The sequence below is a fragment of the Enterovibrio calviensis DSM 14347 genome, from assembly GCF_000621165.1.
In the GTDB taxonomy this organism is placed as follows: Bacteria; Pseudomonadota; Gammaproteobacteria; order Enterobacterales; family Vibrionaceae; genus Enterovibrio; species Enterovibrio calviensis.
Map to the genome: position 1 here is coordinate 16,416 of NZ_JHZA01000009.1, position 12,969 is coordinate 29,384.

Genomic DNA, 12,969 nt, shown 5'->3' on the forward strand with positions numbered 1-12,969 from the left:
TAAGGGCGACAAGGATGTAAGTAAAACTAATAAAATTGATGCTACATTAGATAAGCTAATATTCGAATTCAATAAAGGATACTGGGATGAAAGGACTCGATTATCGCTGGGTAGCTGCATTGGATGCGGTGATCGCCAATGGCAGTTTTGAAAAGGCTGCGGATACGCTTTTCATCACTCAGTCGGCAGTCTCTCAACGTATCAAGCAACTTGAAAAGCTGGTGGCACAGCCCGTACTGATAAGAGATAACCCGCCACAACCAACCGCTATCGGAAGGAAACTACTAGGGCTTCATCAACGCGTTCAACTGTTGGAGCAAGAACTGATTCCCGAACTGATGCCAGATGGGCAATCGAGCGCGGTGACCGTGCCCATTGCTACCAATGCCGATAGTCTCGCAACCTGGCTACTTCCCGCACTGACGCCGCTCATGCAGGCACAAGCTCTTGAGCTGAGCCTAATCGTTGACGATGAAGTGCGCAGCCTCAATCGCATTCGCTCTGGTGAAGCAGTCGTAGCTATCAGCACAGAAGCGCATCCATTACATGGTTGCATAGCGCAATATCTCGGTGAAATGAAGTACTTGTGCGTATCCACACCCGATTTCAAAGATCGCTTCTTCCCTAATGGCATGAATGCTGAAACGGTCAGCAAGGCCCCCGCCGTGGTGTTCGACCGCCTTGATGACATGCACACTCTATTCGTATCTGAACGCTTCAATCTACCCACCGTCGGATGGCGCAGCCACATGGTTCGTTCGTCTGAAGCCTTTGTGAATATGGCGAAACTCGGTGTTGCCTATTGCCTCATACCCAAGCTGCAAATTGAACAAGAACTCGCAAGCGGAGAGTTAGTCGACCTGTGTCCTGGCGATGGCGTATCCCGACACCTGTATTGGCATCACTTTGCAACTGAAAGTGGCGTACTGGCGCAAATGACCAATGCATGCTTAAGTTATGCTCGACGTGTATTACCCCATTAGCTATTCGCTCTGCCCGAGAAGGTTTGGGTGTTTCGTATTTTCTCAACGTCAGGGATAATCGAGAAAGACTTGCGGTCAAACCGTGTTGAAACTGATAAAAATGGAAACTCTCCTATGAAAAAGCACCTCATTGCGACTTTGCTCGGCGCGGCAGTGACTTTGTCGCCTTTTGCCGCTATCGCGTCACCTGATTTTCCGCATTTGCAAACCGTGGGCGTGGGCGAAGTGATTGCCACTCCAGACATGGCAAATATTGACGTCGCCGTGTCACTCAACCGCACATCTGCACAAGCCGCCAAGAAAGCGTCAGACAACGCCATCGCCGCTCTCGTTGAGCGCCTTCAAAAAATGGGGATTGCAGATAAAGACATAGACAGCGCTAACCTGTCGCTACAACCTCAATACAGCTATCCCAAGAATAGCGAGCCGAAGCTCACTGGCTATCGTGCAACTCGCACAGTCACAGTCACGGTCAACGATCTCGATAACCTAAACCGTGTATTGGATGGCGCATTAGCCGACGGAATTAACCGCGTAAATGGCATCGCATTTTCTTCCAGCAAAGAAGCTGAACTAAAAGAAAAAGCCCGCATGGCAGCCATTGCTGACGCACAAGCGAAGGCAAAATCCTTAGCCAAAGGCTTTGGTGAAACCTTGGCGGGCGTTTGGGAGATCCGTTACGTCGATCAATCGCCGATTCGCCCAGTGATGATGCGCATGGCAGAGGCTGCAGCTGACGTAAGCGCGACTTACAAAGACGCGGAAATCACCATCCGAGATCGTGTCGACGTTGTCTATGCGCTAGGGGAATAGTCGCGGAGTCGCCAACAAAGAACAGACAACAGACAAAAAAATAAGGCCGCTAATGCGGCCTTATTAATGGGCGGAAGACGGTTTGAGGGGGAACAAACGCGTCAACCCAAATTAGTGAAGAATACGCGCACGCAAGGTGCCATCGATCGCTTTTAGCTTCTCAAGGGCCTTCTCTGAATGCTCCGTTTCCACATCGATAACCACATAACCAAACTCTGCGTTAGTTTGCAGATACTGAGCAGCAATGTTGATGCCCTCTTCAGCGAAGATGGTGTTGATCTTGGTTAGGATGCCAGGCTTGTTTTGGTGAATGTGAAGCAAACGTGATGTGCCGCTATGCTCTGGCAGAGACACTTCAGGGAAATTCACACACGACAAGGTTGAACCATTGTCGGAATATTTCACCATTTTACCTGCGACTTCGATACCGATGTTTTCCTGCGCTTCTTGCGTAGAACCACCGATATGTGGCGTCAGAATAACGTTATCAAAGGCTTGTAACGGCGACATGAATGGGTCGCTGTTTGTTTTTGGTTCAGTTGGGAATACATCAATTGCTGCACCGCCAATGTGACCACTTTCCAGTGCACCGCATAGCGCATCGATATCCACCACAGTGCCGCGAGCGGCGTTGATGAATACAGCACCAGGCTTCATGCGAGCAAACTCTTCGCTACCCATCATGTCTTGCGTAGATGCGGTTTCTGGCACATGTAAGGTAATCACGTCACTCTTGTTCAGCAGCTCTGACATCGACGCCACTTGCTGCGCATTACCAAGAGATAGCTTGTTTTCAATATCATAGAAGAAAACACGCATACCAAGGTTTTCCGCAAGAATACCAAGCTGAGTACCAATGTGGCCGTAACCGATAATGCCGAGGTTTTTACCACGCGCTTCAAAAGAACGGTCAGCAGACTTCATCCACTCACCACGGTGCGCCTGAGCATTTTTCGCAGGAATACCGCGAAGAAGAAGAAGGATCTCACCTAGCACTAATTCTGCAACGCTACGAGTATTTGAGAAAGGTGCGTTGAAAACAGGGATACCACGCTTTGCAGCAGCAGTCAGGCTGACTTGGTTAGTACCAATGCAGAAACAACCAACAGCAATCAGCTTCTTTGCTTTTTCAAAGACTTTTTCAGTCAGCTGAGTGCGAGAACGAATGCCAACAATGTGAGCATCAGCAATTGCTGCTTCTAGCTCTTCACCCGCCAATGACCCTTTGTGATACTCAATATTGGTGTAACCAGAGCTTTGCAGCACTTCTAATGCAGTTGGGTGGACGCCTTCAAGAAGAAGGATTTTTATTTTGTCTTTATCAAGCGACACTTTAGCCATGTGGTTCTCATCCTTAAAAACAAACCAGAATTACAAAAATTGGTTTTGCCATCCGAGTGGCTGAGGGCTTCGATCAAACCTGGGCTAGATTGAACATTTATCAACCAAAGTGGTCATGAACGCCTCACAATTAGTGACTAAGGTAACAAAAAGTTGTTCGAAAGGGTAAGAATATTACGTTATAAAAGCGAAAAAAAACGGCACCTAAAAGGCGCCGCTAACTTATTGAGTTCCTTGAACGCAAACGTTTGGCTTTCGTGGCAAAAAAATGCAGAAAGGTAAGGGTTTGCCCGTCAAAGAGAATTTAGCTTTTCACAACGCCGTTTGGTGTGCCTTCTAGCACCACATCAGCACCGCGATTTGCAAATAGACCCACAGTCACCACACCAGCAATACCATTGATGGTATCTTCTAATTGCTTCGCATCAGTGATTTGAAGATTGTGCACGTCAAGAATCATGTTGCCATTGTCAGTCACGCAGCCTTCACGGTAGCAAGGGTCACCACCAAGCTTAACCAGTTCGCGAGCAACATAAGAACGCGCCATTGGGATCACTTCAACCGGCAATGGGAATTGGCCCAGAACATCGACCTTCTTGGTGTCATCAATAATGCAGATAAATTTCTCTGCAATGGCTGCGACAATCTTCTCACGCGTCAGCGCCGCGCCGCCGCCTTTGATCATGTCATTGCTTGGGTTGATTTCGTCTGCACCGTCCACGTAGATATCCAAGCTCGCCACTTCATTGGCGTCAAGCACAGGAATACCAATCTTCTCAAGGCGCTCAGTCGATGCGACAGAACTCGACACCGCACCTTTGATTTGCTCTTTCATGGTTTCAAGGGCATCAATGAAGTGATTCACGGTTGAGCCTGTACCTACGCCGACAATGCTGCCTTTGGTAACATATTCCAACGCAGCCCAGCCAGCCGCTTTCTTCATTTCATCCTGAGTCATGAGGATCTCCTGCTAATTTAGGGGGAAAAACGCGAGGCCGATTATACAGAACTGATTACATAAGGTGGGGATTTTTGCGTACCAAGATCCCGTTCCTGCTTATCTGATCCAATTCCATCATACCGACCAGTGCCAATGTCGCGATGGCGTTAATATTTCAGGAAGCGGCACGTCCCATGCTTCAATCGGAAGGGCATCAACTTGCTGACAATCATGGGCAACGCCCAAGGGTTTTGCGCCTTGCTGTGTCTCGTACCAAGGCGCAAGGGTGCGATCATAATACCCCCCGCCCATTCCCAAGCGTTGACCGGTTTGATCAAACGCCACTAGCGGCGTGCAGATCAGATCCAGCTTGTCGACGGGCAACACATCTCGCACATCCAGTTTAGGCTCTAAAATGCCATATCGATTGGGTAAGAGAATGGATTGCTGATGGTAATGGAGGAAGAGTAAATGCCCAGCGCTGAAAGGGTGAAGCACTGGCAAGTACACTGACTTGCCAGTAATCCAACAATGCTCAATCAAGGGTGTTGTATCGATTTCACCGTCCACCGACAGATACAGGGCAATATGCTTAGCTTGGCTGACTGAGTCAGATTGCTGAAAGCGCATCAGTAATTGCGCAGCAGCGTATTGCTGATCTTGTTCGGATAGAGAGCGACGTTGGTGGCGGATATGCTTGCGTAGCGCTTGGCGCTGATCGGAAGTGCTCACTGGCATCGGGCTGTCCTTGCCGTTTGCTGAATGGTCTATCTAAGAAGGGATGGCCCCGGAGTGCCGTTGGGGATCTTACGCCCTTGAACCCTGCGGTTCAAGGCGGATGGGCAGAACAGACCGTAGGCTTCTCGGTACGAGCCGAGCTTGCACAAAAGCCTGTAACAACTCACCCTTAGATGTGCTTATCGGCTCAGGGACTCAGATCCACTGACGCACACTCCAGGGTCAAACAGGTAAAGCCCTTAGGCTTTCGACGCGCTGTGTTTCAACAACGCCTCTTCAATCGTTTGCTGCAACAGCGTAATACGCTGTTCCATGTCATTCTTTTCGTCGACACTTTTTTGTCTTTCTGCCAACAATTCGTAGCAGACATTCAGTGCCGCAATGGTGAGCAACTGCTCTGTATTCGTTACTTTAGTGCGCCCAGACAATTCATGCAACCGTTGATCAAAGTCGTTCGCTGCTTCAATCAATGCTTCTTCCTGCCCTGCTGGACAGTTAACGCGCATCGTCTTGCCTAGGATTTGAATTTCAACAGCCTGCGTAGTCATGTTCTTTTTGAGCTCCCTTCAAAGTGCGATGTCGCACCCTGACGTAACGGGCACAAACTATAGAAAATGGCAGATTAAACTGCAAGTTTATCCTAATGTCTTGTGTCTCTCGATGCACTGATTACACGAAAAGTCGTCAATGTGATGAAAATCAGAGCTATTTTGAAAATCTGAAACACGTTTCCGTGGGCATACATGGACTTTTTAGGTTGAGATGTTCAGTGACATTGCGCTAAGTGGTAGCATACGGCAAGAAATTAACGGCATCCAAGGTGGCCCTCGTGACCCAAGTAACTTTACCCGAATACAGCATCATCGCTACCACTTTAAAATCCGACAGCTTGGCGGTGACTCCCGCTGAAATGCAAGGTTTGCTTTGCGGTATGCTTTGCGGTGGACTCGACCCAGAACTCGGCAATTGGATGCCAATGCTTTATGACTACACCAATGACGGTGCTGGTTGGCCGCATGAATCAAAAACGCTAGCTGCAACTTCTCTCGGCATTGCAAATACACAACTACACTCAGGCCAAATGGACTTCGATCCTCTACTGCCTGATGAAAACGTCGATCTCATGGAGCGAGCAGACGGCTTGTCTGAGTGGGTTAATGCCTTTATCGCCGGTGTGGGCCTTGCTGGTGTCAGCGCAGGTAAGCTATCTGACGATGCCAAAGAAGTGCTTGCTGATTTGTCTGAAATCGCCCAACTTGGCATTGATGAAGACGAAGATTTGGAAGAACAAGCGCTGCTGCTTGAGCAAGTGATTGAGCACGTTCGTGTATGCGCCATGACCTTGCACATTGAGCTCGGTGCCAAAGCCCAAGACGATGAAGATGCAAAGCCAACGCTGCATTAATGGCGCGTTAACGCCAACGCATCACGAAGAATCAATAAGCCGTTGTTATCAGAAACAACCGTTGGAGTAAGGCAGGGAATGGACGCAACAGCGCCGTCAACACACACCTATGATGTGATCATCGCCGGAGGCGCAATGGCCGGTGCCACGCTTGCACTCGCCATAGAGCGTTTAACGCAGGCTCAACTGTCCGTTGCCGTGGTGGAAGCTGCCATCCCTGACAATGCACACCCTGGATATGATGCGCGAAGCATTGCGCTTTCGTATGGCAGTTGCCAATTGCTGGAACAACTCGGTATTTGGCAAAAAGTCGCCCCATTCGCCACGGCAATCAACACCATTCATGTTTCTGATCGCGGCCATTTCGGCCTCACCGAAATGAACGCTCGCAAGGAAGGCTTGCCCTACTTGGGCAATGTCATTGAATTAGCCGACGCAGGTCGTGTGTTCCATCAAGCCCTGCATCAAGCCAAAAACATCACCTTGTACTGCCCATCTTTCGTCACTGAATTGCGCCGTGAAACCGACAAGGTCTCGATAACGCTCAACGACGGACAAGTGCTAACCACCAAGTTAATGGTTGCTGCCGACGGCGCACTCTCATCGTGTTGTGACATGGTAGGCATTGCGCGTCACGAACATGATTTTGAGCAGGTCGCCTTGATTGCCAACGTGACCACATCATTGCCTCACCAAGGCAAAGCCTTTGAGCGTTTTACCGAAACGGGCCCTGTCGCATTACTGCCGATGTCTGAAGGTCGCAGCTCACTGGTATGGTGCGTTAAACCGCATCAAGCCGACGATCTGCTTGCGCTTTCTGATGGTGAGTTCACTGACAAGCTTCAACACATGTTTGGCTGGCGCCTTGGTCAACTTCTGCATGTTGGGCAGCGCAGCAGCTATCCGCTGATTCTACGCCAAGCCACGCAGCTTGTGAGCCACCGTTTTGCTGTTGTAGGAAACGCGGCACAAACGCTTCACCCTATTGCTGGCCAAGGTTTCAATCTTGGGCTTCGCGACGTGGTGACCTTGGCAGAAGAAATTGCACAGGCACATAACGAACACCAAGACGGCGGTAACATGATGATGCTTCAGCGTTATCTGCATCGTCGAGAACCAGACAGAGACGCGACCGTCGCCATGACATCAGGGCTTGTTCATGGTTTTTCCAACACGTCTGCGCCACTCATTGTTGGGCGCAATTTAGGACTGGCGGCCATGTCCGTCTTTAGCGGATTAAAAGCGCCATTGCTAACGCGCGCAATGGGGCTGGTAGAACGATAATGAAAATGACAAACGTAGACATCGCCATTATTGGTGGCGGCATGGTGGGATTAACACTGGCGGCAGCCCTCGCAGACAGCGACCTTCGCATTGCGGTGATTGAAGGGAAAATGCCAGACACCGATCTGCCTCCCCTTCCCGACCTGCGTGTTTCTGCACTCAGCCGAGCCAGCGAAAACATCTTAAAAAACGTGGGTGCATGGGACGGGATAACGTCTCGACGCAGCAGCCCATATCAAAAGATGTCGGTATGGGAGCAAGACAGCTTTGGCGCGATTGATTTTGATGCCATGGACATGGGTCAGCCTAACCTCGGCTATATCGTAGAAAACCGTGTTATCCAACTGTCATTGTTTGAACGCATCAAGCAGCAGCACAATGTCACCCTATTTTGCCCAGACAAATGCGCGAGCCTGATGTTCGGTGAAACCGAAGCATGGCTAACGCTCGATTCCGGCAACGCCATTACCGCGAAGCTGGTGGTCGGTGCTGATGGCGCAAACTCATGGGTACGAAACCAGCTTTCGATTCCACTCACGCATTGGGATTACGGGCATAGCGCACTCGTCGCTAACATTCGCACGGCAGAGCCTCATGGCGGCGTTGCTCGTCAAATATTCACACCAGATGGCCCATTAGCGTTCTTGCCACTCTCAGACCCACACCTTTGCTCTATTGTATGGTCACAATCCCCTGAGCTTGCAGACCAGCGCTGCAGCATGTCAGATGAAGACTTTAACAAAGCACTGACTGCTGCATTTGATACTCGATTAGGGCTTTGCTCTGTAGAAGGCCAACGCGCTGCATTTCCTTTGAAGATGCGTTACGCCCGCGACTTCGTGGTCGATCGCGTCGCGCTCATCGGGGATGCTGCTCACACGATTCACCCGTTGGCAGGCCAAGGGGTAAATCTCGGGTTGTTAGATGCCACCAGCTTGGCGCAGGAATTAGTGCGCTTGCATGAAGAAGGCAAAGACATTGGCGAGAAAGCCAACCTTCGCGGTTTTGAACGCTGGCGCAAAGCCGAAGCGGCTCACATGATTGCTGCCATGCAAGGGTTTCGCGATATTTTCTCAGGAGAGAACCCTGCTAAGAAACTGTTCCGTGGCATTGGTTTAATGGCAGCGGCGACGCTACCGGGTATCAAAACACAGTTTATTAAAAGAGCTTTGGGCTTGAGTGGGGATTTGCCAGATCTGGCGAAGAAATAAGGTACTGGGTACTGCAAAATGTTGTTGAAGGCCTAAGAGACGATAAAGATTTTCGCTTTCGCTCTTCGTAGGATCTAGGACCTTCTTTTCCTAGGTCCTGCTCTTCCTAGGTCCTTACATTCCCTATCCGACAAACAAAAAAACGGCTCCCGAGGGAGCCGTTTTCATATCTAAATCAGCTTATCGCCGACTGAATGAAGTGCTAAGCGATTACGCTTGGCCTTTAACTTCTTTCAGACCGTTGAAAGGTGCGCGTTCGCCCAGAGCTTCTTCGATACGGATAAGTTGGTTGTACTTAGCAACACGGTCAGAACGGCTCATAGAACCAGTCTTGATTTGGCCTGCAGCAGTACCAACAGCTAGGTCAGCGATAGTTGCATCTTCAGTTTCACCTGAACGGTGAGAGATAACTGCAGTGAAACCAGCGTCTTTAGCCATCTTGATCGCAGCCAAAGTTTCAGTTAGAGAACCGATTTGGTTGAACTTGATCAGGATAGAGTTAGTGATGCCTTCTTCGATACCGCGAGCAAGGATCTTAGTGTTAGTAACGAATAGATCGTCACCTACTAGTTGAATTTTGTCGCCTAGAAGCTCAGTTTGGTGTTTGAAACCAGTCCAATCAGACTCGTCCAGACCGTCTTCGATAGAAACGATTGGGAATTGCTCAACTAGACCAGCAAGGTAGTGGTTGAACTCTTCAGCGGTGAAGGTTTTGCCTTCGCCTTTCATGTTGTAGATGCCAGCTTCTTTGTCGAAGAACTCAGATGCTGCACAGTCCATAGCAAGAGTGATGTCTTTGCCTAGCTCGTAACCAGCAGCTGCAACAGCTTCTGCGATAACTTCTAGCGCTTCAGCGTTAGATTTAAGGTTAGGAGCGAAACCGCCTTCATCACCAACTGCAGTGTTGTAGCCTTTAGACTTCAATACTTTCGCTAGGTTGTGGAATACTTCAGCGCCCATGCGAACAGCTTCTTTCAAAGTTGCAGCGCCAACTGGCTGAATCATGAACTCTTGGATGTCAACGTTGTTGTCAGCGTGCTCGCCACCGTTGATGATGTTCATCATTGGTAGTGGCATAGAGAACTGACCAGCAGTGCCGTTTAGCTCAGCAATGTGCTCGTACAGTGGCATGCCTTTAGCAGCAGCTGCTGCTTTAGCGTTCGCTAGAGATACCGCTAGGATTGCGTTAGCACCGAACTTAGATTTGTTCTCAGTACCGTCCAAGTCGATCATGATTTGGTCGATTTCTGCTTGGTTTGTCGCGTCTTTACCTTCAAGAGCGTTAGCGATTTCGCCGTTTACTGCGCCGATTGCTTTAAGTACGCCTTTGCCTAGGAAACGAGCTTTGTCGCCGTCACGTAGTTCAAGAGCTTCGCGAGAGCCGGTAGATGCGCCAGATGGAGCAGCTGCCATACCAACGAAGCCACCTTCTAGGTGAACTTCTGCTTCTACAGTTGGGTTACCGCGTGAATCGATAATTTCACGACCTAGAACTTTAACGATCTTAGACATTGTGTTTCCTCTCGTATGTCATATAGCTTAAAAATGCGAAAAAAGCGGCTGCACTACCTTCGCAACCGCCTCTTGTTCTCAGTTACAGCTCGCCACGCTGATTTTTACCTGCCGCAGCAACAAAACCTTCAAACAAAGGATGTCCGTCACGTGGCGTAGAGGTAAATTCAGGGTGGAACTGGCACGCCACAAACCATGGGTGCTCAGGGTTTTCAATAATTTCAACCAGCTTCTTGTCCGCTGACAGACCAGATACAACTAAGCCTGCTTCTTCAAGCTGCGGACGCAGCACGTTGTTGACTTCATAGCGGTGACGGTGGCGTTCATGGATAGACGCATTACCGTATAGCTCACGCGCTTTGGTGCCGTCTTTCAAGTGACATAGCTGTGCGCCAAGACGCATGGTGCCACCCAAGTCAGATTTCTCTGTACGCGCTTCAACCTTACCTTCGCCGTCGACCCACTCAGTGATCAGGCCAACAACTGGGAATTTGCTTTCTTTATTGAACTCAGTAGAGTTCGCGCCTTCCATGCCAACAACGTTGCGTGCGTATTCGATCAACGCCACTTGCATGCCGAGGCAGATACCCAAGTAAGGAATTTTGTTTTCGCGTGCGAATTTCGCTGCCAGAATCTTGCCTTCAACGCCACGATCGCCGAAACCACCCGGTACTAGAATTGCATCTAGACCCAGTAATGCTTCATCGCCTTTGCTTTCTACGTCTTGAGAGTCAACATACTTGATGTTCACGGTTAGACGGTTTTTTAGGCCAGCGTGCTTCAGTGCTTCGTTGACAGACTTGTATGCGTCTGGCAGTTCGATGTACTTACCAACCATACCGATAGTGACTTCACCGGTCGGGTTCGCTTCTTCAAAAATAACTTGTTCCCACTCAGACAAATCTGCTTGAGGCGCCGTGATACCAAAACGCTGACAAACCAAATCGTCCAGGCCTTGTGAACGGATCAGTGAAGGGATTTTGTAGATAGAATCCACGTCCTTCATTGAAATAACGGCTTTTTCTTGCACGTTACAGAACAGGGCAATCTTAGAACGTTCGTTTGCAGGGATCACACGGTCGCTACGGCAAACCAGAATGTCTGGCTGAATACCGATAGACAGCAGCTCTTTAACAGAGTGTTGAGTAGGTTTGGTTTTCACTTCACCTGCCGCAGCAAGGTAAGGAACCAAAGTCAGGTGCATGAACATGGTGCGTTCGCGACCAAGTTCTACCGCCAATTGACGGATAGCTTCTAGGAATGGCAATGACTCGATATCACCAACAGTACCGCCGATTTCAACGATAGCCACGTCGTGACCTTCGCCGCCAGCAAGCACGCGCTCTTTAATCGAGTTAGTGATATGTGGGATAACCTGAATGGTTGCACCCAAGTAGTCGCCGCGGCGCTCTTTGCGCAATACATCGGCGTATACACGACCAGACGTAAAGTTATTGCGCTTAGTCATCTTGGTACGGATGAAACGCTCGTAGTGACCCAAATCTAGGTCGGTTTCTGCACCGTCTTCCGTAACGAATACTTCACCGTGCTGGGTTGGGCTCATCGTGCCCGGATCCAAGTTGATGTAAGGGTCGAGCTTCATCATGGTCACGTTAAGACCACGTGCTTCTAAAATCGCTGCCAAAGACGCTGCAGCAATACCCTTACCGAGGGAGGAAACCACCCCGCCAGTTACAAAAATGTAATTCGTTGTCATGCTAAACCTGAGAGTTGGATTTAGGGGAAATATTGGAAATCTGGACGGGACGACATGTTACCAGAGCCCGAAACTTCCCACAACGTGAAAACTATCACACAGCCGAACGTTTTTTTTTGTCGTAAATCAATGGAGTGATTTACACAGCTTTGTTGCCTTCGTCACGTTTCACTTCTTGCCAGAGATTTTCTAGCTCATCTGTCTGACTTTCCTGCAAGTTTTTACCATTTTCGCGTAATTTCATTTCAATTTGACGAAAACGCTTTTCGAATTTTAAATTCGCTTTTCTTAATGCACTTTCGGGATTTGTCCCAACATGGCGAGCTAAATTCACCACGGCAAACAACAAGTCGCCTACTTCTTCATCAACACGCGCTTGATTAACGTCCACCATCAAGGCTTCTTCCATGACTTCTTCAAGCTCTTCTTGCACTTTTTCAGCCACAGGGCCAATCGCATCCCAATCGAACCCGACGCTGGCGCAACGTTTTTGAATCTTGGTTGCTCTGCCTAACGCAGGCAATGCGTTCGGCACATCGTCTAAGAGACTCAAGGTTGCATCTGGGGCTGCTTTTTGAGCACGCTCTTGTGCTTTTATGCCTTCCCAATCTGCTGACTGGAGTGGATTGCCATCCGCGTCTTTCTCACCAAACACATGCGGGTGACGACGCACCAATTTGTCACAGATAGCCCCAACGACATCGTCAAAATCAAAGTCGCCCTGCTCTTTACCGAGTTGACTATAGAACACGATTTGGAACAGGAGATCGCCGAGTTCATCACGCACATCCGCCCAATCTTGGCGTTCAATCGCATCCACGGTCTCGAAAGTTTCTTCGATGGTGTAAGGAATTATGGAATCAAACGTCTGCTTTTTATCCCACGGACAGCCATTTTTCGGGTCTCGTAGGGTCGCCATAATTTCTAATAATTCTTGCATTCGCGACATTTTTTTCATGTCTATTTGCCCGCTGTCAGTGTGTCAAAACGTGTTGTGATGGCCTCGGAGTCAGGTTCTAGCTTCC

Annotated in this window: 12 protein-coding genes and 1 other RNA gene; 5 read left to right on the top strand and 8 right to left on the bottom strand. The window is 49.3% G+C overall.

The features are described 5' to 3' along the window. Positions 1-86 precede the first annotated feature (86 nt). Entirely contained in the window at positions 87-983 is an 897-nt protein-coding gene (locus Q365_RS0108560) for a LysR family transcriptional regulator ArgP (protein WP_028022949.1), read from the top strand. A 114-nt stretch (positions 984-1,097) separates the two neighbouring features. Next, positions 1,098-1,796: an oxidative stress defense protein gene (locus Q365_RS0108565; protein ID WP_028022950.1), complete on the top strand. Its 699-nt coding sequence runs from the start codon at positions 1,098-1,100 to the stop codon at positions 1,794-1,796. Positions 1,797-1,907: 111 nt separating this feature from the next. On the opposite strand, the gene serA is transcribed toward Q365_RS0108565, so the two are convergent. From serA to zapA, 5 genes are all read right to left on the bottom strand, one after another. Next, on the bottom strand, positions 1,908-3,137 hold the full coding sequence (gene serA, locus Q365_RS0108570) for a phosphoglycerate dehydrogenase (protein ID WP_028022951.1): 1,230 nt from the start codon (positions 3,135-3,137) through the stop codon (positions 1,908-1,910). A 304-nt stretch (positions 3,138-3,441) separates the two neighbouring features. Further along, complete coding sequence (rpiA, locus tag Q365_RS0108575; protein ID WP_028022952.1) at positions 3,442-4,095, bottom strand: ribose-5-phosphate isomerase RpiA; 654 nt, start codon at positions 4,093-4,095, stop codon at positions 3,442-3,444. A 117-nt stretch (positions 4,096-4,212) separates the two neighbouring features. Beyond that, positions 4,213-4,815 carry a 5-formyltetrahydrofolate cyclo-ligase gene (locus Q365_RS0108580; protein WP_028022953.1) on the bottom strand — a complete coding sequence of 201 codons (603 nt, stop codon included), beginning with the start codon at positions 4,813-4,815 and terminating at the stop codon, positions 4,213-4,215. 42 nt (positions 4,816-4,857) lie between these two features. Then, positions 4,858-5,041: non-coding RNA, 6S RNA (gene ssrS, locus Q365_RS26395), on the bottom strand. Positions 5,042-5,054: 13 nt separating this feature from the next. Next, positions 5,055-5,363, bottom strand: coding sequence for a cell division protein ZapA (gene zapA / locus Q365_RS0108585; protein ID WP_028022954.1), 309 nt, complete (start codon positions 5,361-5,363; stop codon positions 5,055-5,057). 281 nt (positions 5,364-5,644) lie between these two features. On the opposite strand from zapA, the gene Q365_RS0108590 reads away from it, so the two are divergent. From Q365_RS0108590 to Q365_RS0108600, 3 genes are all read left to right on the top strand, one after another. Next, positions 5,645-6,220 (top strand): YecA/YgfB family protein, encoded by a 576-nt coding sequence (locus tag Q365_RS0108590; RefSeq protein ID WP_028022955.1) that lies wholly within the window; start codon positions 5,645-5,647, stop codon positions 6,218-6,220. Between the two features lie 78 nt (positions 6,221-6,298). After that, positions 6,299-7,504: a 2-octaprenyl-6-methoxyphenyl hydroxylase gene (gene ubiH / locus Q365_RS0108595; RefSeq protein ID WP_028022956.1), complete on the top strand. Its 1,206-nt coding sequence runs from the start codon at positions 6,299-6,301 to the stop codon at positions 7,502-7,504. Continuing rightward, entirely contained in the window at positions 7,504-8,715 is a 1,212-nt protein-coding gene (locus Q365_RS0108600; protein WP_028022957.1) for an FAD-dependent 2-octaprenylphenol hydroxylase, read from the top strand. The genes ubiH and Q365_RS0108600 overlap by 1 nt, the downstream gene beginning before the upstream one ends. Before the next feature lie 210 nt (positions 8,716-8,925). Here the strand turns inward: Q365_RS0108600 and eno are convergent, their stop codons facing one another. From eno to mazG, 3 genes are all read right to left on the bottom strand, one after another. Beyond that, complete coding sequence (gene eno, locus Q365_RS0108605; protein ID WP_028022958.1) at positions 8,926-10,227, bottom strand: phosphopyruvate hydratase; 1,302 nt, start codon at positions 10,225-10,227, stop codon at positions 8,926-8,928. Between the two features lie 82 nt (positions 10,228-10,309). Next, positions 10,310-11,944, bottom strand: a complete 1,635-nt coding sequence (locus Q365_RS0108610; protein ID WP_028022959.1) for a CTP synthase — start codon at positions 11,942-11,944, stop codon at positions 10,310-10,312. A gap of 139 nt (positions 11,945-12,083) precedes the next feature. Beyond that, complete coding sequence (gene mazG, locus Q365_RS0108615) at positions 12,084-12,902, bottom strand: nucleoside triphosphate pyrophosphohydrolase (protein WP_028022960.1); 819 nt, start codon at positions 12,900-12,902, stop codon at positions 12,084-12,086. Between the last annotated feature and the right edge of the window lie 67 nt (positions 12,903-12,969).

What these genes read in the sequence shown, in the direction of transcription:
- Q365_RS0108560 (WP_028022949.1), top strand. Translation starts at nt 87, where the DNA reads ATGAAAGGACTCGATTATCGCTGGGTAGCTGCATTGGATGCGGTGATC.
- Q365_RS0108565 (WP_028022950.1), top strand. Translation starts at nt 1,098, where the DNA reads ATGAAAAAGCACCTCATTGCGACTTTGCTCGGCGCGGCAGTGACTTTG.
- serA (WP_028022951.1), bottom strand. Translation starts at nt 3,137, where the DNA reads ATGGCTAAAGTGTCGCTTGATAAAGACAAAATAAAAATCCTTCTTCTT.
- rpiA (WP_028022952.1), bottom strand. Translation starts at nt 4,095, where the DNA reads ATGACTCAGGATGAAATGAAGAAAGCGGCTGGCTGGGCTGCGTTGGAA.
- Q365_RS0108580 (WP_028022953.1), bottom strand. Translation starts at nt 4,815, where the DNA reads ATGCCAGTGAGCACTTCCGATCAGCGCCAAGCGCTACGCAAGCATATC.
- zapA (WP_028022954.1), bottom strand. Translation starts at nt 5,363, where the DNA reads ATGACTACGCAGGCTGTTGAAATTCAAATCCTAGGCAAGACGATGCGC.
- ubiH (WP_028022956.1), top strand. Translation starts at nt 6,299, where the DNA reads ATGGACGCAACAGCGCCGTCAACACACACCTATGATGTGATCATCGCC.
- Q365_RS0108600 (WP_028022957.1), top strand. Translation starts at nt 7,504, where the DNA reads ATGAAAATGACAAACGTAGACATCGCCATTATTGGTGGCGGCATGGTG.
- eno (WP_028022958.1), bottom strand. Translation starts at nt 10,227, where the DNA reads ATGTCTAAGATCGTTAAAGTTCTAGGTCGTGAAATTATCGATTCACGC.
- Q365_RS0108610 (WP_028022959.1), bottom strand. Translation starts at nt 11,944, where the DNA reads ATGACAACGAATTACATTTTTGTAACTGGCGGGGTGGTTTCCTCCCTC.
- mazG (WP_028022960.1), bottom strand. Translation starts at nt 12,902, where the DNA reads ATGAAAAAAATGTCGCGAATGCAAGAATTATTAGAAATTATGGCGACC.